Annotated in this window: 2 protein-coding genes; both read left to right on the top strand. The window is 68.8% G+C overall.

Going from position 1 to position 21,597, the window contains the following annotated elements; genetic code table 11:
• Positions 1 to 27: 27 nt before the first annotated feature.
• Positions 28 to 378 (top strand): hypothetical protein, encoded by a 351-nt coding sequence (locus PV766_RS14680; protein ID WP_064062529.1) that lies wholly within the window; start codon positions 28 to 30, stop codon positions 376 to 378.
• Between the two features lie 282 nt (positions 379 to 660).
• The gene (locus PV766_RS14675) at positions 661 to 21,522 is read left to right on the top strand and encodes a non-ribosomal peptide synthase/polyketide synthase (RefSeq protein ID WP_421097288.1); all 20,862 of its coding nucleotides are present in this window, start codon (positions 661 to 663) and stop codon (positions 21,520 to 21,522) included.
• Positions 21,523 to 21,597: the final 75 nt, after the last annotated feature.

Here is a 21,597-nt window from a genome sequence, read left to right as displayed (position 1 = left end):
CCCGTCCCGAATGGTCGGATTGCGCCCATGGACATCGCTATCAAGATCTTCCTGATCCTGCACTTCATCGGTCTCGCCGGCATCATCGGCTCGTGGCTCGCGGTCATCAAGGATCCGCGTGTCGTCGCGGGCATGCTGCACGGCGCCATCCTGCAGGTCGTCTCGGGTCTGGCGCTGGTCGGACTGAACGAAGCGAACGACGCGGACCTCGACCACATGAAGATCGGCATCAAGCTGCTGGTCGCCCTCGCCATCCTCGTCGTCGCGATCGTCGGCATGAAGAAGGAGAAGCAGAACCCCGGCTCGACCGCGACCCTCGCCCACGTCGCCGGTGGTCTGGGCATTCTCAATGTGATCATCGCCGTGGCGTGGACGTGATCGTCCGCACTCGGGTGACAGCCGGTCGGCGCCGGGTGGGCACCCTGTAGATTGGTCCCGGTGCGTATGTCATGGGCTCCGGTGATGACCGGCGGGTAACCTGCTTCGGGCGCCTCGGCCGAAAGGCCGGGGATTCGTTGCTGCGTCCGGTCCTGCGGAGAGTCCTACCGCCCGGCCGCGCCGTAACGATTCCCACCTGGTCAGCAGATAAACCGAGAAGGTTGTGCGCTGCGCAAGCTGCCGCCGATGGGGGTTGCGCGACGGTGAGAGAGAGGTTGGGGATTGGACTCGCTGGGTAGCGGCGGATCGGAAGCGGCGAACGCGCAGGGCATCGTGCCGCCCGGGGCCTTTCCGCTCTCGCCGGCACAGCTGGGCATGTGGTTCGCTCAGCACGTCGATCCGACGGTGCCCGCCAACATCGCTCAGTACGTCGAACTCGACGGGGACGTCGACCGCGACCTGCTGCGTGCCGCGAGTGTCCGCGCCGCCCACGAGATGGGATCGGGTTTCCTCCGGTTCATCGAGGTCGACGCCCAGCCCTACCAGCTCGTCGACCCCACTCTCGAAGAGTCCGTCGGGTACGAGGATCTTCGGGGTGAGCCCGATCCCCGCCAGGCCGCGCTCGACTGGATGCGCAACGATCGCAGCCGTCCCGTCGACGTCCTCCGCGACCGGCTGATCTCCGCGACGGTGCTGCGCATCGGTGACCGTCGTTACTTCTGGTACAACCGCGTTCATCATCTCGCGCTCGACGGTTTCGCCGCCGCGACGTTCATGACCCGCATCGCCGAGCTCTACACGGCCGCGGTCGACGGTGTCGAACCGCCCCCGAGTCTCGCGTCCGATCTGCGCAAGGTCTACGAGATCGAGATGGAGTACCGCGGGTCGAAGCGGTTCGCCGACGACCGCGAGTACTGGGCACGACAGATCGAGGGCATCGAGGAGGCCACGAGCCTCGCCGGCCGCACCGCGGCGCCCGCCCCGGTCAGCCGCATCGACAGCGCCGCGCTGTCCGACGACACCGAACGGCGCGTCGCCGAACTGGCCGAGCGGGAGAACACGAGCCTGGCCACCGCGGTCATCGCGGCGTTCGCGGCCTACGTCGCCCAGATGACCGGACAGACCGACGTCGTCCTGAGCCTGCCTGTCGCGGCGCGCACCACCGCGCTGCTGCGCCGCTCCGGCAGCATGGTCTCGAACGTCGTGCCGCTCCGCCTGAGCGTGACCGACGAGACCACCGTGCACGATCTGATCGTGGCGTCGGGAGCCGCCGTCTCGGGTGCCCTGCGGCACCAGCGCTACCGGCACGAGGACATCGTCCGCGACCGCGACGCGACCTCCGCGGGTGGAGCACAATCCACCTTCTTCGGTCCGTGGGTCAACATCATGCTGTTCGACAACGAGGTCCGCCTCGGCGACATGGTCGGGCGGATCAACATCCTGTCGACCGGTCTGATCGAGGACCTCGGCGTCAACATCTACACCAGCGGCGACAGCACCCATATCGACTTCGAGTCGAACCCGAACCTCTACGGACCCGACCGGTCCGCCGCCGATCACGGACGGTTCGTCGAGTTCTTCGACCGGTTCGTCGGCTCGGCTTCGGATCGGCCCGTCTGGGACATCCCGCTCGCCGGCCGCACCGAACTCGAACACGTCGTCCGCGACTGGAACCGCACCGATCACCCTGTGCAGCGCCGCGACCTGCTCGCGGAGTTCCACGAGCGGGTCGCCGTCGCTCCCGACGCGACCGCACTGGTCTTCGAGGGCGAGTCGCTCACCTACGCCGAGTTCGCGGCACGGGTGAACAGCCTCGCCCGCGCCCTGGTCGACCTCGGTGTCGGACCCGAATCGCTCGTCGGACTGTGTGTCCGCCGCTCGTTCGACCTCGTCGTCGGCATGTACGCGATCGTCGAGGCGGGTGGCGCCTGGGTGCCGATCGACCCCGACCACCCGGCCGATCGCACCGCCTACATCCTCGAGACCGCCCACCCCGCGGCGGTGCTCACCACGGCACGCGACGACGTGACGCTGCCCGAGGGCATCCCCACGATCGAGGTCGACACCTTCGACCACTCGCGGTTCGACGCGACGCCGCTCACCGACGCCGAACGGCGCGGCCCGATCCTGCCGGACACGACCGCCTACGTCATCTTCACTTCGGGCTCGACGGGACGGCCGAAGGGCGTGGCGGTGAGCCACGTCGCGATCGACAACCAGATCCAGTGGATGAACGACCAGTACGGCCTGACGTCCTCCGATGTGTACCTGCAGAAGACCGCGACGACCTTCGACGTGTCGCTGTGGGGTTTCTTCATGCCCCTGCGCGTCGGCGCGACCCTCGTGGTCGCGACGCCCGACGGGCACCGCGACCCGGTCTACGTGGCGGACAAGATCGCCGAGCACGGGGTCACGATCACCGACTTCGTGCCGTCGATGCTCACCGTCTTCGTCGCCAATGCGCCTGCCGGAACATGTGATTCGTTGCGGCACGTCTTCGTCATCGGTGAGGCGCTGCCGTCCGGGACCGCCGCGGACTTCGCGCGGATGTGCCCGGCCGGGCTCCACAACCTGTACGGCCCCACCGAAGCCGCGGTGTCCATCACCTACCATCGGGCCGCCCCCGGCGACGTGCACAGCGTCCCGATCGGCATTCCGCAGTGGAACAGCCGCGCGTACGTCCTCGACCGGCGGTTGCGCCCGGTGCCGGTGGGGCGTCCCGGCGAGCTGTACCTCGCCGGTATCCAGCTCGCGCGTGGTTATCTCGATCGTCCCGACCTGACCTCGGATCGTTTTCTCGCCGACCCGTTCGGCGGGCCGGGCGAGCGCATGTACCGCACCGGCGACCTGGTGCGGTGGGAGACCACGGACGACGGTGCGGGTCTGCTCGAGTACATCGGGCGCACCGACTTCCAGGTCAAGTTCCGCGGCCAGCGCATCGAGCTCGGCGAGATCGAAACGGTGCTCCTCACGCATCCCGCCGTCTCGCAGGCCGTCGTGCTCGTGGTGGCGACTCCCACCGGCGATCAGCTCGTCGGGTACGTCGTGGCCGCCCCCGGCCGCACGATCGACACCTCCGATCTCGCCGACCACGCCGGCCGTTCCCTGCCGTCGTACATGGTCCCGGCGTCGCTCATGGTGCTCGACGCACTGCCGCTCAACACGAGCGGCAAGCTCGACCGGAAGGCGCTGCCGGAGCCGGTCTTCAGCAGTACCCGCATCTTCCGTGAGCCGCGCACGCCTGCCGAACGTGCCGTCGCCGAAGCGTTCGGGGAGGTCCTCGGCATCGACCGTGTGGGTCTCGACGACGACTTCTTCGAACTCGGCGGCAACTCCCTCGTGGCCACCCAGGTGGTCTCCCGGATCGGGGCCGCGCTCGACACCCAGGTGCCCGTACGTGTGCTGTTCGAGGCGTCCACCGTCGTGGGTCTCGCGACGCGGCTCGCCAAGCAGATCGGTACCGGCGCGCGATCGCCGCTCGTCGCCCGCCCCCGACCCGACGTACTCCCGTTGTCGACTGCGCAGCAACGGATCTGGTTCCTCAACCGCTTCGACGTCAGCACCGCCGCCTACAACCTTCCGTTCACGGTGCAGCTCACCGGCGCCGTCGATCCCGGTGCGGTGTCCGACGCCTTCGCCGACGTGGTGGCGCGACACGAGACGTTGCGGACCGTCTACCCCGAGAGGGACGGCGAACCGCAGCAGGTGATCCTTCCGGTCGAGCAGGTCGTCGTCCCGCTCGAGCCGATCGACGTCGACGAGCAGGATCTGCGCGACGCCGTCGTCGATCTCGCGAGTCGCGGTTTCGACGTCGTCCGCGACGTCCCCTTCCGGGTCGCGCTCTACCGGCTCGCCCCCGACCGCTACGTCCTGGCGATGGTGCTGCACCACATCGCCGCCGACGGCTCCTCGTTCGGCCCGTTCGCCCGCGACGTCGTCACGGCATACAGCGCCCGCGTCGAGGGGGACAAGCCGAACTGGACGCCGCTTCCCGTCCAGTACGCCGACTATGCGGTCTGGCAACGCGAGGCCCTCGGTGACGAAGCCGACCCGAATTCCGTTGCCGCGCAGCAACTCGACTACTGGGTGAACGAACTCGACGGTCTGCCCGACCAGCTCGATCTGCCCGCCGATCGGAGTCGGCCCGCCGTCTCGTCCTACAGTGGCGACAAGCACCGCTTCGAGATCGATGCCGAGACCCACCGCGGTCTCGTCGACCTCGCCCGTAAACAACAGGCATCGCTGTTCATGGTCGTCCACGCGGCCTACGCGGCGCTGCTGTCCCGGCTCAGCGGGTCCGACGACATCGCCATCGGTACCGCGGTCGCGGGTCGCGGGGAGAAGGACCTCGACGACCTGATCGGCATGTTCGTCAACACCCTCGTCCTGCGCACCCGGATCGATCCCGGCGTGTCGTTCGAGGAGTATCTCGGCAGTGTCCGGGAAACCGACCTGACAGCCTTCTCGAACGCCGACGTCCCCTTCGAGCGACTCGTCGAGGTACTCAATCCGCCCCGGTCCACCGCGCGCCATCCGCTGTTCCAGGCCGCGCTGTCCCTCGAACCCGGAACCGCACGCGACATCTCGTTCGCGGGGGTGCACGCCGTCGGTGCCGAACTCGACGTGCCGATCTCGAAGTTCGACATCCAGCTCTGGGTCACCGAGAAGGCCGGCGACGACGGCGAACCCGCCGGTCTCGACGCGCTGTTCGAATATGCCACCGATCTGTTCGATGCCGAGACGGTCGCCGTCTTCGCCGAACGCTTCGCCCGGATCCTCGCCGGGATCGTCGCCGACCCGTCGACCTGCGTGGGCGACCTCGCGATCCTCTCGCCCGGAGAGGCCGATCGCCTCCTCACCGCGAAGGGGCCCGAGCCGGCCGAAGCCCGCACCCTCGTGGAGTTGCTGACCACCGGCGCCGTCGACCATCCCGATCGTGTCGCCGTCCGCGACCGCGACACCGTCCTGACCTACCGCGAACTCGACACCTGGTCGAACCGCATCGCCCGGCACCTCGTCGCGCGCGGTGCTCGTCCCGACGGCATCGTCGCCCTCGCCTTCCCGCGGTCGTGGGAGATGGTCCTCGCCGTGTGGTCGGTCGCCAAGACCGGCGCCGGCTACACACCCGTCGACCCCGAATACCCGGCCGAACGTGTCACCCACATGCTCGACGACTCGTCGGCCGTCTTCGGTCTGACGACCGGGGAATATGCCACCGGTCTGCCTTCGGGCACCGAGTGGATCCGGCTCGACGACCCCGAGTTCGTCGCGTCCTGCGCGTCCTACCCGGACGGTCCGCTCACCGACGCCGATCGCGCGGCGCCGCTGCGGCTCGACCACACCGCGTACGTCATCTACACCTCCGGCTCCACGGGCAGGCCCAAGGGCGTCGCGGTCACCCACCGCGGTCTCGCCGGCCTCGTCTGCGAGAGCGTCGAACTGTACGGCGTGACAGAGGAATCGAAACTCCTGCACGTCTGCTCTCCGAGCTTCGATCCGTCGGTCCTCGACTGGACGCTGGCCGGGTCCACCGGCGCCGAACTCGTCGTGACACCGCCGACGATCTACGGCGGCGCCGAACTGCGCGCGCTCATCGAACGCACCGGGGTCACCCACGCGGTCATCACCCCGGCGGTACTCGGTTCCGTCGACCCGAGCGGGCTCGACACCCTGCGTCTCGTGAACGTCGGTGGTGACGTGTCCACCGCCGACCTCGTGTCCCGCTGGGCGCCCGGCCGCCGGTTCTACAATGCCTACGGTCCGACGGAGACCACGATCGTCTCGACGCGAGGCGTCCTCGAGCCGTCCGGACCGATCACCATCGGCCGTCCCGTCGCCGGGGTGCACGCCCTGGTCCTCGACAGCCGGCTCCGTCCCGTCCCCGCCGGTGTCGCGGGAGAGCTGTATCTCGCAGGCGACGTGCTCGCCCGGGGTTATCACCGCCGTCCGTCGCTCACCGCCGACCGGTTCGTGGCGAACCCGTTCGGTTCGGCCGGAACGCGTATGTACCGGACCGGCGACGTCGTTCGCTGGGACGAGCAGGGACGCATCGAGTTCGCGGGTCGCTCCGACTTCCAGGTCAAGGTCCGCGGTTACCGCATCGAACTCGGTGAGATCGACGCGGCGCTGCTGACCCACCCCCTCGTCGACTTCGCGACCACCGTCGGGCACGAGATGCCGTCGGGCCAGACGGCGCTCGTCGCATACGTGCACGGAGATCAGCAGATAGATCCTGCCGTGCTGGCCGATCACGTCGGCCGGTCGCTGCCCTCGTACATGGTGCCCTCGCAGATCATCGTGCTCGACGAGGTGCCGCTCAACCCCGTCGGCAAGCTCGATCGCCGTGCCCTGCCCGAACCCGAGCTCGGCATCAGCTACCGCGAGTTCCGCGCCCCGACGACTCCCATCGAGGAGACGGTCGCGAACGTCTTCGCCGAAGTTCTCGGCGTACAGGGAGTCGGTCTCGACGACGACTTCTTCGAACTCGGCGGCAACTCGCTGCTCGCCACGCAGGTGGTCTCCCGGCTCGGTGTCGCGCTCGACGCACAGGTGCCGGTACGGGCGCTGTTCGAATCCAGCTCGGTGGCGGCGCTGGCGGTGCGCGTCGAGCAGGAGGCGGGTCGTGGCGCGCGCGTCGCGCTGACGAAACTGCCGCGGCCCGCACGGGTTCCGCTGTCGCTGGCGCAGCAGCGGATGTGGTTCCTCAACCGTTTCGATCCGCGCTCGGCCACCTACAATCTCCCGATGGCGCTGCGTCTGACCGGCGAACTGGACGTCGCGGCACTACAGGTGTCGATCATGGACGTCATCGACCGGCACGAGTCGCTGCGCACCGTCTTCCCCGACTCGCCGGACGGACCGCATCAGGTCGTCCGTGCCGCAGCGGAGGTCGTGCCCGACCTGACCCCCACCCGGATCACCCCCGGGGAGCTGCCCGCGGCGGTGCGTCGCCTGGTCTTCACCGGACTGGACGTGACGTCGGACGTGCCCATCCGCGCAGAGCTGTTCGAACTCGGCGACGAGGAACACGTGCTCGCGCTCGTCGTGCACCACATCTCGGCGGACGGCTGGTCCACCGGTCCGATGGCGCGCGACATCATGGTCGCCTACACGGCGCGCACCGATTGGGAGGAGCCGTCGTGGGCGCCGCTCCCGGTGCAGTACGCCGACTACACGCTGTGGCAGCGGCAGGTACTCGGATCCGAGGACGATCCGCAGTCGCTGATCTCCCGTCAGCTCGACTACTGGCGTCGCACCCTCGCCGGCGTCCCCGATCAGCTCGATCTGCCCGCCGACCGCCCGCGGCCGGCCATGCAGTCCTATTCCGGTGCCACCGTGGACTTCTCGATCGACCCGGAGCTGCACCGCGAGCTCGTGGCGCTGGCGCGCACCCGCAACGCGTCGCTGTTCATGGTGGTGCACGCCGCCCTGAGCGTGCTGCTCGCGCGGATGTCCGGCCAGGACGACATCGCGATCGGCACACCTGTCGCCGGTCGCGGTGAGCAGGCGCTCGACGACCTCATCGGCATGTTCGTCAACACCCTCGTGCTGCGCACGGAGGTCGATTCGGGTACGCCGTTCACCTCGCATCTGGCGCGGGCACGCGACGCGGCGCTCGGTGCCTTCGGCCACGCCGATGTGCCCTTCGAACGACTCGTCGAGGTGCTCAACCCGGCCCGGTCCACCGCCCGGCATCCCCTCTTCCAGGTCATGCTCTCGTTCGAGAACCTGCGGGCCGCGCACGTCGAACTGCGCGGACTCACCCTCGACGTGCTCGACATCGACACGGCGGTCGCCAAGTTCGATCTGCAGCTGACCCTCACCGAGGACTTCGCGGAGGACGGCACGCCCGACGGTCTCGGAGCGGCGTTCACCTACGCGACCGATCTCTTCGATCGTGCGACGGTGCGCGGCTTCGCCGATCGCTTCGTCCGCATCCTCGAGGCCGTGGTGCGCGAGCCGGAGGTCGCCGTCGGGGATATCGACCTGCTCGGCGGCGACGAGCGTCACGCGGTCCTCGAGTTGTGGAACGACACCGCGCACGCACTGGAACCGGCCACTCTCGTCGATCTGTTCGACACCCGGGTGGCGACGGATCCGGACGCCGTGGCCGTGGCCTTCGAGGGCGAACAACTCACCTACGCGGAATTCGCTGCGCGCGCGAACCGGCTTGCCCGCCACCTGATCTCGCAGGGGGTCGGCCCGGAGTCGACCGTCGGACTCGCGGTGCGCCGCTCCCTCGACCTCCTCGTCGGCATGTATGCGATCGTCGAGGCCGGCGGTGCCTACCTTCCGCTCGATCCCGATCAGCCCGCCGAACGCAACGCGTACATCCTCGCGACGGCGGCGCCCGTGGCGGTGCTGACCACCACCCGCGACGCGTTCGAGGCGAACGCTGCGGTGCCCACGATCGAGATCGACACGCTCGACCTGTCGGGCCTGCCGTCCGGCCCGGTCACCGACGCCGAGCGCACCGCCGCGCTCACCCCCGCGAACACCGCGTACGTCATCTTCACGTCCGGCTCGACGGGACGGCCCAAGGGCGTGGCGGTTCCGCACGGTGCGATCGTCAACCGCCTGCTGTGGATGCAGGACGAGTACGGACTCACCCACGACGACGTGGTGCTGCAGAAGACGCCGTTCACCTTCGACGTGTCGGTGTGGGAGTTCTTCTGGCCCCTGCAGATCGGTGCACGGCTCGAGATCGCGCTGCCCGAGGGGCATCGGGATCCGGCCTATCTCGCGCGGGTGATGGCGGAACGCGGCGTCACGGTCGCGCACTTCGTGCCGTCCATGCTCGCGGTCTTCGTCGCCGAGAACGCCGCCGCGTCGGCGTCGTCGCTGCGGATGGTCTTCGCGTCGGGCGAGGCGCTGCCCGCATCGGTCGCCGCACGTCTGCGGACGATCCTGCCGGGCGCTCGCCTGCACAACCTGTACGGCCCGACCGAAGCGGCCGTCGATGTGACCTACCACGAGGTCACCGCGGCCGACACCGTGTCGGTGCCCATCGGTGTCCCGGTCTGGAACACCGGTGTCCACGTCCTCGACGGCCGGTTGCACCCGGTGCCGGTCGGTGTCGCGGGTGAGCTCTACCTGTCGGGTGTCCAGCTGGCACGGGGCTACGTGGCGCGGCCGGACCTGACTGCGGAGCGCTTCGTCGCCTCGCCGTTCGAGGCGGGGGAGAGGCTCTATCGCACGGGCGATCTCGTGCGATGGGCCGCCCGGGAGGTCTCCGACGCAGGCGCAGCACGTGCCGAACTCGAATACATCGGCCGGACCGACTTCCAGATCAAGCTGCGCGGTCTGCGCATCGAACTCGGCGAGATCGAGACGGCCCTGCTCGCGCTCGACGACGTCGACCGGGCCGTCGTGCTGGTGCGTTCGGACGCCCACTCCGGTGAGCATCTCGTCGCCTACCTCGTCGCCGCCGACGGGCGGTCGCTCGACACCGCCTCCGTCTCGCGCCGTCTCACCGGCTCGCTGCCGGCCTACATGGTGCCGGCGGTCTACGTCGTGCTCGACGAGTTCCCGCTCGGATCGTCGGGCAAGCTCGATCGCAAGGCCCTGCCGGCTCCGGTCTTCGAGGTCAAGGAGTTCCGCGCACCGACGACCCCGGTCGAACAGATCGTCGCGTCGGTCTTCGCCGATGTCCTCGGACTCGACCGCGTCGGTCTCGACGACGACTTCTTCGCGCTCGGTGGCAACTCGCTGATCGCGACGCAGGCCGTCTCCCGCATCGGCGAAGCCCTCGGCGTCCGGACGGCGCTGCGTGCGATCTTCGAGTCGTCCACCGTCGAAGGTCTCGCCGCGGCCGTGGAGGCAGCGTCGTCCGGCATCGACCGGATCCCGCTCGTCGCCGGTCCGCGACCCGCACGGGTGCCGCTGTCGCTCGCCCAGCAGCGCATGTGGTTCCTCAACCGCTTCGACCCCGAATCGGCGGTGAACAACATCCCCGTCGCCGTGCATCTGTCGGGCAAGCTGGACGTCGAGGCCCTCGAAGCCGCGCTCCACGACGTGATCTCGCGTCACGAGTCGCTACGCACCGTCTACCCCGACATCGACGGCTACGGATACCAGAAGGTGCTCGCCCCGGCCGATGTCACGATCCGACTCGAACCGCTGTCGATCGACCCGGCGAATCTTCCTGCCGAACTCCGACAGCTCGCCGCGACCCCGTTCGACCTTGCTCGCGACGTCCCTCTGATCGTCCGGCTCTTCGAGTCGGCTCCGGACGAGCACGTGCTCGTAGCCGTGCTGCACCACATCGCGGCGGACGGGTTCTCGATGGGACCGCTCACGCGCGACATCATGATCGCCTACGCCGCTCGGTCCACCGGGGAGGCACCCGGCTGGGAACCGCTCGACATCCAGTACGCCGACTACACCCTCTGGCAGCGCGATGTCCTCGGCTCCGAGGAAGACCCGGATTCCCTGGTAGCGCAGCAGATCGACTACTGGATGGAAGCGCTGAAGGATCTGCCGGACAGCCTGGACCTCCCGGTCGACCGTCCTCGGCCCGCCGTCGCCTCCTACCGTGGAGCGACGTCGCGATTCACCGTCGGCGCAGAGCTGCGGGCCGCGATCGGACGCCTCGCGAAGGAACATCGGACGACGGACTTCATGGTCGTGCACGCGGTGCTCGCAGCGCTCCTCGCACGCATGAGCGCGTCGGACGACATCGCGATCGGCACCCCGATCGCCGGCCGCGGTGAGCGTGTCCTCGACGAGCTCGTCGGCATGTTCGTCAACACGCTCGTGCTGCGTACACAGGTCGACGTCTCGGCTCCGTTCGAGGAACTTCTCGGCCACGTACGCGACGTGGACCTGGGGGCGTTCGCACACGCGGATGTTCCGTTCGAGAGGCTCGTCGACGTCCTGGCCCCCGTGCGCACCCAGGCGCACAATCCGCTGTTCCAGGTGATGCTCGCCTTCCAGAACATCGGCCCGGTCTCGTTCGAGCTGCCGGAACTGTCGGTTTCGAATCTGGCGTTCGACAGCGACCTGTCGAAGTTCGATCTCGCCGTCACCGTCCTCGACGAGGACGGTGACGGGACGGACGGTGGTTACGTCGTCGAATTGTCCTATGCCACCGACCTGTTCGATGCGGACACCGTTTCCGATTTCGGTGCGCGATTCGTCCGGATGCTCGAAGAGGTCGTCGCCGATGCGTCGACTGCAGTCGGTGATCTCGAGATCCTCTCGGACGGAGAGGCGCAGCACTTGCTCTCCGTCCGTGGACGGGCGGTCGCGCGGACGGCGACGCTCGTGGAACTGCTCACCTCCGCGGTATCCGACCATCCCGATCGCATTGCCGTCCGGGCGGGCGACACCGTCCTGACCTACCGGGACCTCGACGAACGGTCCAACCGGATCGCACGGTATCTGATCGGACGCGGTGCCGGTCCCGACGAGCTCGTTGCACTCGCCTTCCCTCGTTCGTGGGAAATGGTGCTGGGGGTGTGGTCGGTCGCGAAGACGGGTGCGGCCTATGTGCCGATCGACCCGGAATACCCGATCGAACGCGTCGCCCACATGCTCGACGACTCGGGAGCCCTGCTCGGGCTGACCGCGACGGCGCACGCGGCGAAGCTGCCCTCCCGGACCGAATGGGTTCGGCTCGACGACGATGCGTTCGTCGCCGACTACTCCGCCCGGTCGGCGGCCCCGATCACGGATGCCGACCGCACGGCGTCGCTGCGAGTCGACCATCTCGCGTACGTCATCTACACCTCGGGTTCGACGGGTCGCCCGAAGGGCGTCGGGGTCACCCACCGCGGCCTGGCCGGTCTGGTCCGGGAAACCGTCGAACTGTACGGGGTGACCGCCCGGTCCCGGATCCTGCACATCTGTTCGCCGAGTTTCGATCCCTCCGTGCTGGACTGGACGATGGCGGGTTCGACGGGCGCCGAACTCGTCATCACGCCGCCGTCGATCTACGGTGGTGCCGAACTGCGGGCACTCATCGCGCAGACGAAGGTCACGCACGCCGTGATCACCCCGGCGGTACTCGGTTCGGTGGATCCCGGCGACCTGGACTCGCTGCACACCCTCAACGTCGGTGGCGACGCGTCCACTCCGGACCTCGTAGCACGCTGGGCTCCCGGCCGGCGATTCTTCAACGCCTACGGGCCGACCGAGACCACGATCGTTTCGACTCGCGAACAGCTCGAGGCCGACGGGCCGATCACGATCGGCGCACCCACCGCGGGTGTGCACGCTCTCGTTCTCGACGGCCGGATGCGACCGGTTCCCACAGGGGTACCCGGCGAGCTCTATCTGGCGGGTGACGTACTCGCCCGGGGATACCATCATCGTCCCGGTCTCACCGCAGGGCGGTTCGTCGCGGCCCTGTTCGGCGTGCCGGGCGCTCGGATGTACCGCACCGGCGACATCGTGCGCTGGGACGCCGAGCGTCGTCTGGTGTTCGTGGGCCGCTCGGACTTCCAGGTCAAGATCCGCGGATACCGGATCGAACTCGGTGAGATCGACGCCGTGCTCCTGACACACCCGCTCGTCGTGTTCGCCAGCACCGTCGGCCACGAGATGCCCTCGGGGCAAACGGCTCTCGTCGCATACGTGCAGGGCGGTGCGGGGCTCGTCCCTGCCGAACTCTCCGAGCACGTCGCACGCTCGCTGCCCTCGTACATGGTCCCCTCGCAGATCATCGTGCTCGACGAGGTGCCGTTGACGCCCGTGGGCAAACTCGACCGCAGCGCGCTACCCGAACCGGAGTTCGGCCTCCGTTACCGCGAATTCCGTGCACCCACCACCCCGGTCGAAGAATCCGTCGCGCGAGTGTTCGCCGATGTGCTGGGCGTACAGGATGTCGGGCTCGACGACGACTTCTTCGAGCTCGGAGGGAACTCGCTCCTCGCGACCCAGGTCGTCTCCCGCCTCGGTGCGATCCTGGACACGCAAGTGCCGGTACGTGCACTCTTCGATGCCGGCACCGTTGCCGCACTCGCGGTGCGCGTCGAACGGGAGGCCGGCCGAGGTGAACGCGTCCCGCTCGCCAGGACGACGCGCCCCGAACGTATTCCGTTGTCGCCGGCGCAGCAGCGCATGTGGTTTCTCAACCGGTTCGATCCCGAATCCGGCGCGAACAACATCCCGGTAGGGGTGCGTCTGACCGGTGACCTCGACGTGAAGGCACTGCGTACCGCGCTGCGCGACGTCGTCGAACGACACGAGTCGCTGCGCACCGTCTATCCCGACGTCGACGGCGCAGGACACCAGTCGATCCTGCCGCCCTACACAGTGGAGTTGCCCGTCGAGCGTGTCGACGAGAGCGCCCTGTTCGATCGGGCCGAACAGCTCACCTCGGAGGGTTTCGACGTCACGCGCGAGGTGCCGCTGCGGGTCGTGCTGTTCACTCTCGGTGCCCGCGAACATGTGCTGTTCCTCGTGGTGCACCACATCGCAGCCGACGGTTTCTCCCTGCGACCGCTCGCGCGCGACATCATGCTCGCGTACGCCAACCGCTCGCGTGGGGAAGCTCCCGCGTGGGCGCCGCTGGAAGTGCAGTACGCCGACTATGCCCTCTGGCAGCGCGAGGTCCTCGGTTCGGAGAGTGATCCGGACTCGGTCTTCTCCCGGCAGACGAAGTACTGGACCGATCGGCTGGCGGACCTGCCCGATCAGCTCGATCTGCCGTCCGATCGTGCTCGCCCGGAGGTGGCGTCCAACGCCGGCCGCACGAGCCGGTTCCGGATCGAGCCACAGCTGCACGCTTCGTTGGAAGAGCTGGCCAGGCAACGGAACACGACGCTGTTCATGGTCGTGCATGCGGCACTCGCAGTGTTGCTGGCCCGGGTGTCCGGCTCGGAGGACATCGCCATCGGCACCCCGATCGCCGGTCGCGGCGAGCGTGCACTGGACGACCTCGTGGGCATGTTCGTCAACACGCTCGTGCTCCGCGTCGACGTGCGGAACGATCGCCCCTTCCACGACCTGCTCGGGCAGGTGCGGGAGACCGATCTCGACGCCTTCGCGCACGCCGACGTCCCCTTCGAACGGCTCGTCGAGATCCTCGATCCTCAGCGGTCACAGGCCCGTCACCCGCTGTTCCAGGTGGCGCTCACGTTCCAGAACACCGGTGATGTCGAGTTCGCTCTCGACGGCGTCACCGCCCGGGCCCTCCACTACGACGCGGATACCGCCAAGTTCGACCTGCAGTTCACGTTTGCGGAGAGGAAGGGCGAGGACGATGCGGACGCGGGTATGGATTTCGCCGTCACCTACGCGACGGACCTGTTCGACGACCTGAGGGTCGCGGCGTTCGCGGAGCAGTTGCTCCGGATTCTGCGTGCGGTCGTGGAGGACCCTTCGGCCGTGGTCGGGGACATCGAGATCCTCGACGATTTCGAGCGGGAACTGGTCGTCTCGCGCTGGAACTCGCTGGGCGACGACGTCGCGCCGGCCGGGGCGACGCTCGTGGACATGTTCGAGGCGCGCGTCGCCGAGCGCGGCGACGCGGTCGCGGTGCGGTTCGGAAACGAGCAGTTGTCCTACCGCGAACTCGGTGCGCGGGTGCACCGCCTGGCACGTCATCTCATCGACGTCGGGGCAGGCCCCGAGGATCTCGTCGCGGTCGCGATGCCGCGCTCGCTCGATCTGATCGTCGCGCTGCTCGCAGTGCTCGAAGCCGGTGCCGGATACCTGCCGATCGATCCGAACTCGCCGGCCGACCGGATCGAGTTCCTGGTCTCGGACGCGACGCCGGTGGCGGTGGTGACCACCTCGGATGCCGAGGTGCCGTTCCCGGACTCGGTGCCGATCGTCGAGATCGACCGTCTGGATCTGTCGGACGTCGACGACGCACCGATCCTCGACGCGGAGCGCCGTGCCGCGCTCACGCCGACGAACCTGGCGTACGTGATCTACACGTCGGGATCGACCGGACGCCCGAAGGGTGTGCTGATCCCGCATCGCACTGTGGTGCGGCTGATGGTCAACACCGAATCGGTGTACGGCTTCGACTCGTCGGACGTGTGGACGATGTTCCACAGCTACGCCTTCGACTTCTCGGTATGGGAGCTGTGGGGGCCGTTGCTCTACGGCGGAACCCTCGTGGTCGTCGACTACTTCACGTCGCGTTCGCCGGAAGCCTTCCGCGAGTTGCTGATCCGCGAACGCGTCACCGTGCTCAACCAGACGCCGTCGGCCTTCTACCAGCTGGTCGAGGCCGACCGGGTCGCGGTCGACGAGGCGCAGTTGTCGCTGCGGTACGTGATCTTCGGTGGTGAGGCGCTCGAGCCGCGCCGTCTCGCCGGGTGGTTCGAGCGCCATGGAGAGGCGGGACGAGCGCAGCAACGGGGGATCGGCACAGCCCCGCGCCTGGTGAACATGTACGGCATCACGGAGACGACCGTGCATGTGTCGTACCGGGAGATCGGTGCCGATCTGGCGCAGGGTGCGTCCGCGAGCGTGGTCGGTGTCCCGATCGCAGGTCTGCGGGTGTACGTGCTGGATCGTCGCCTGAAGCCGGTACCGGTGGGTGTGGCCGGCGAGATGTACGTCGGCGGTGGCCAGTTGGCGCGTGGTTACCTGCGTCGCCCCGAGCTGTCTGCGGCACGTTTCGTCGCCGATCCGTTCTCGTCCGACGGTGCGCTGCTGTACCGGACGGGCGATGTCGCCCGCTGGGTCGTCTCGGGCGATCTCGAATATCTCGGCCGCGCCGACGACCAGGTGAAGATCCGCGGTTTCCGCATCGAACTCGGTGAGGTCGAGGCTGCGGTGCTCGCGCAGGACGACGTCGCGCACGCCGCGGTGATCGTGCGTGAGGACACCCCGGGAGCGGTCCGGATCGTCGCCTATGTGGTTGCGCACGACGGCGTGTCGATCGACACCGAAGCGCTGCGCAGCAGTGTCGCCGTGATCCTGCCGGAGTACATGGTGCCCTCGGCGTTCGTGGTGATCGAGGCGATACCGCTGACGGTCAACGGCAAGCTCGACCGCCGGGCGCTGCCCGAGCCGGTGTTCGAGACACGTGGTTTCCGCGCGCCGGGCACTCCGCTCGAGGAGATCGTGGCAGGCGTGTTCGCCGACGTGCTCGGTGTCGACCGTATCGGCGCCGACGACGACTTCTTCGCGCTCGGTGGCAACTCTCTGATCGCGACGCAGGTCGTTTCCCGGCTCGGTGCCGCGCTCGACGCACAGGTGCCGGTGCGGGCGTTGTTCGAGGCGTCCACCGTCGCGGAACTCGCCACGCGGGTCGAACACGAATCCGGTCGCGGTGGGCGAGTGCCGCTGGCGGCCCGGACCCGGCCGGAGTCGATCCCGCTGTCTCCCGCACAGCAGCGGATGTGGTTCCTCAACCGGTTCGATCCCGACTCGACGGCCTACAACATCCCGTTCGCGTTGCGGATGAAGGGCGTACTGGACGTCGACGCGTTGCGTGCCGCGGTCGCCGACCTCGTCGCACGGCACGAGTCGCTGCGCACCGTCTATCCCGAGACGGACTCCGGCCCGATCCAGCGCATCCTGCCGGCCTCTCGGGTCCGGCCCGGGCTCGAACCGGTCGACGTCGACGTCGCCGATCTCGAGGCACGCATGCGGGAGATCGCTGCGGCAGGCTTCGACGTCACCGTCGATGTGCCGGTGCGGATGCATCTGCTCCGTGTGGCCGACGACGATCACGTCCTCGTCACCGTGGTCCACCACATCAGCGCCGACGGTTCGTCGATGGTGCCGCTGGTCCGCGACGTCATGACGGCCTACGCCGCCCGCTCCGCCGAGACCGAACCGGCGTGGGCGCCGCTCGAGGTGCAGTACGCCGACTTCGCCCTGTGGCAGCGGGAAGTTCTCGGTTCCGAGAACGATCCGGATTCGACCGCCGCCGAGCAGCTCGGTTACTGGCGCACCGCGCTCGCCGACCTGCCCGACCAGCTCGACCTGCCGCTCGACCGTCCGCGGCCCGCGCAGCAGAGCTTCCGCGGCGACCGCGTGGAGTTCACCATCGGCGCGGATCTGCACCGCGAGCTGCGCGATCTGGCACGCAACCGGAACGCGACCGTGTTCATGGCCGTGCACGCCGCCTTCGCGGCACTGCTCGCGCGCCTGTCCGGCTCGACGGACATCGCGGTGGGCACCCCCATCGCGGGTCGCACCGAGCAGGCCACCGAGGACATCATCGGCATGTTCGTCAACACGCTGGTGCTCCGGCTGCAGGTGGACGGCGATGCGTCCTTCGACGAACTGCTCTCGGCGGCACGGGAAACCGATCTGCAGGCCTTCGCACACGCGGACGTGCCGTTCGAGCGTCTCGTCGAGATCCTGAATCCGGCCCGGTCGACGGCCCGGCATCCGCTGTTCCAGGTCGGCTTCTCGTTCCAGAACCAGAGCCGATCCGAACTCGCCCTGCCCGGCCTCGACATCGAACCGGTCGACCTCGAGGGCGGTACCGCCCAGTTCGACATGCACCTGATCGTCGCCGACCGTTACGGCGACGACGGCGCGCCGCAGGGCATCGACGCGATCCTCACGTACGCGACGGATCTGTTCGACCGCGAGACGGCGGAGACCGTCGCGGCCCGTTTCGAGCAGTTGCTCGCAGCGCTCGTCGAGATGCCGTCGCTGCCCGTGGGCGACCACGCCGTGCTGCTGCCGGAGGAACGCGGCACCGTGCTGGGGGAGTGGAACGACACTGCTCACGGGACCGACACGCGAGCGACTCTCGTCGACCTGTTCGACGAGCAGGTCGCCGCGCACCGCGATGCCGTCGCGCTCGTGTACGAGGGCCGGCGGTGGACCTACGGCGAGTTCGATTCGGCGGTCAACCGTCTCGCCCGGCATCTGCTGGGTCTCGGTGTGGGACCGGAGGATCGGGTCGCGTTGGCGATTCGCCGTTCGCCCGAGCTGCTCGTGGGCATGTACGCGATCGCGAAGACCGGTGCGGCCTACGTGCCGGTCGACCCGGACCAGCCCGCCGAGCGCAACACCTACATCCTCGACACGGCCGCACCCGTCGCGATCGTCACGACGAGCGGCGACCGTGTGGAGCACGGCACCGCGCCGGTCGTCGAACTCGACCGCCTCGACCTCGTCGGGGTCGCGGACGGACCGATCGTCGACACCGACCGGTCCGCTCCACTGCGGCCGGGCAACACGGCGTACGTGATCTTCACGTCGGGTTCGACCGGCCGCCCCAAGGGTGTCGCGGTCTCGCACGCCGCGATCGTCAACCAGCTGCTGTGGAAGCGTGAGCATTTCGGTCTCGGATCCGACGACGCGGTGCTGCTCAAGACCGTCGCGACGTTCGACCTGTCGGTGTGGGAGTTCTGGTCGGCGCTCACCAGCGGTGCTCGCCTGGTGATCGCCACGGCCGACGGACACCGCGATCCCGACCACCTGCTCGCACTGCTGCGCGACGAGCAGGTGACCACGCTGCACACCGTTCCGTCCATGCTGTCGATGCTGATGACGGTCGCGGCCGGCCCGGTGGCGCCGTCGCTGCGACGGATCCTCGCGATCGGTGAGGCCCTGCCCGCGGCGGTGGCCCAGCAGTTCCGTGCCGACAACACGGCGAGGTTGTACAACCTCTACGGACCGACCGAGGCCGCGGTCTCGGTCACCGTCCACGAGGTCGACGACGCCGACCGGATCGTCGTCCCGATCGGTGTGCCCGAGTGGAACACCGCCGTCTACGTCCTCGACGACCGGCTGCGGCCGGTACCTCCGGGCGTCGCCGGCGAGCTGTACCTTGCGGGTGCCCAGCTCGCGCGGGGCTACCACGACCGTCCCGACCTCACCGCCGACCGGTTCGTCGCCGACCCGTCCGGGAGCGGACGCATGTATCGCACCGGCGACATCGTCCGGTGGAACCGTGCCGGTCGCCTCGAATATCTCGATCGGGCCGACTTCCAGGTCAAGGTGCGCGGTTACCGCATCGAACTCGGCGAGGTCGAGACCGTCCTGCGCGAGCTGCCGGACGTGAAGGACGTCGCCGTCCTGGTGCGCAGCACCGCTCACCTCGGCGACCGTCTCGTCGCGTACGTCGTGCCGGCCGCAGAGGCGTTCGACGCCGATGCGACACGGACGGCGCTGGCGGAGCGGCTGCCGTCGTACATGGTGCCGTCGGCCTTCGTCGAACTCGACGTGTTGCCGCTGAACACCAACGGCAAGCTCGACCGGCGTGCCCTGCCCGATCCCGAACTCGACGCGGGGGAGTTCCGCGCCCCGACCGATCCCGTCGAGGAGATCGTGGCTGCGACCGTCGCCGAACTGCTCGGTGTCGAACGGGCCGGTCTCGACGACGACTTCTTCGAACTCGGCGGCAACTCGCTGCTCGCGACGCAGCTTGCCGCCCGGCTCGGTGCCGCACTCGACACCCGCGTGCCGGTCCGGACCGTCTTCGAGTCGTCGACGGTGGTCGCGCTCGCCGCCCGTATCCGGCCGTCGGTGGGCGAGGGTGCCCGTCCGGCACTCACGACCGTCCCGCGTCCCGAGCGGGTGCCGCTGTCGCTCGCGCAGCAGCGCATGTGGACCCTGAACCGGGTCGATCCCGAATCGGGTGTCTACAACATCCCCGTCGCCGTGCGCCTGACCGGTGCGCTCGACGTGGACGCCCTGCGTGCAGCGGTCGCCGATCTGTTCGCACGACATGAGGTGCTGCGCACCGTCTACCCGGACAAGGGTGACGGTCCGGTGCAGATCGTGCTGCCGGTCGCGCAGGCCGTGCCCGAACTCGCCCCGGTGGACGTGACCGCCGACGAGCTCGTCGACCGTCTCACCGAGATCCTCGGCAGCGGATTCGACGTGACGGCATCGGTCCCGCCGGTGCGGGTCGCGCTGTTGCGGCTCGCCGCGGACGAACACGTCCTCGCGGTCGTCGCGCACCACATCAGCGCCGACGGGTATTCGATGCGTCCGCTCGTGCGCGACGTGATGACCGCCTATCTCGCGCACGTCGCGGGGGAAACCCCGGGATGGGAACCGCTCGGGGTCCAGTACGCCGACTACACGCTGTGGCAGCAGAGCGTTCTCGGTTCCGAGGACGATCCGGAGAGCGAGCTGTCGCGCCAGCTCGACTACTGGGCCGGCGAACTCTCCGGTGTGCCGGAGGTACTCGCCCTGCCCACGGATCGCCCGCGACCCGCCCGCCAGTCCACGGTGGGGGAGTCGTTCACCTTCACGATCGGTGAGGAACTCGCGCAGCGGATCGAGAAGACCGCCCGTGAACACAACGCGACGGTCTTCATGGCGATGCACGCCACCTTCGCGGTGCTGCTCGCCCGCCTGTCCGGCAGCGAGGACATCGCGGTGGGAACACCGACCGCCGGTCGTGGTGAGGAGGCGCTCGACGACCTCGTCGGCATGTTCGTCAACACCCTCGTGCTCCGTACCCGGGTGGCCGGTTCGGCGACCTTCGCGGAGCTGCTCGCGCAGGCCAAGGAGAAGGACCTCGGGGCGTTCGGCAACGCCGACGTGCCGTTCGAGCGGGTCGTCGAACGGCTCGGTGTGCGCCGCAACAGCGCGTACACCCCGCTGTTCCAGGCGATGCTCACCTTCCAGAACATCGACACGGGCACCTTCACCCTGCCGGGACTCGAGGTGACCGCGCTCGAGACGGGCGCCGATCAGGCGAAGTTCGACCTGCAGTGCACGGTGGTCGAACGGTTCTCCGAGTCGGGAGCGCTGACCGCGCTCGATGTGACCTTCACCTACGCCACGGCACTGTTCGACGCCGCGACGGTCGAGACCTTCGGCGATCGCTTCGTCCGGATCCTCGAGACCGTCAGCGCCGACCCGCAGGTCGTTCTCCGTTCGATCGACATCCGCACGGATGCGGAGCGGGCGCGGGCGGCCCGGCCGAAGAAGGCGCGTACCGTCGCAGATCTGCCGGCACTCGTGGCCGCAGCGGCCGCGGTGGCCCCGGGCACGGTCGCCTTCCGGCACGGCGAGCGCGAGGTCACACTCGGCGAGTTCGCCCAGCGTCTGGACACCATGGCCACCACGACCGGCGGTGCGCTCACCGCCGAAGCGCTCGTGTCGGTGGTCCTGAACGGCCTCGTACCGGGGATGCTGCCCGAACTCGGCGCCGACGGTCTCGCACAGCTGGTGCGCGACGTGATCGCCGTCGCGGAAGGCGTCGACGCCGGCACGACAGACGGCGTGGACGCCGCCCCGGCGGGCGACGCGGATTAGTCCTGTGTCGGACACTTCGGGATAATGGAAGATCGGCTGTCGTTCGACTGCCCGGCCAGTACGGTGCCGGGTGGC

Source organism: Rhodococcus sp. As11, from assembly GCF_048957735.1.
Classification (GTDB): Bacteria; Actinomycetota; Actinomycetes; order Mycobacteriales; family Mycobacteriaceae; genus Rhodococcus; species Rhodococcus gordoniae.
The sequence above is the reverse complement of the archived record's forward strand: the minus strand, read 5'-3'. Positions and strand labels throughout refer to the sequence as shown.

Bases quoted from the DNA above. Each gene is read 5' to 3' on its own strand.
- PV766_RS14680 (WP_064062529.1), top strand. From the start codon at position 28: ATGGACATCGCTATCAAGATCTTCCTGATCCTGCACTTCATCGGTCTC.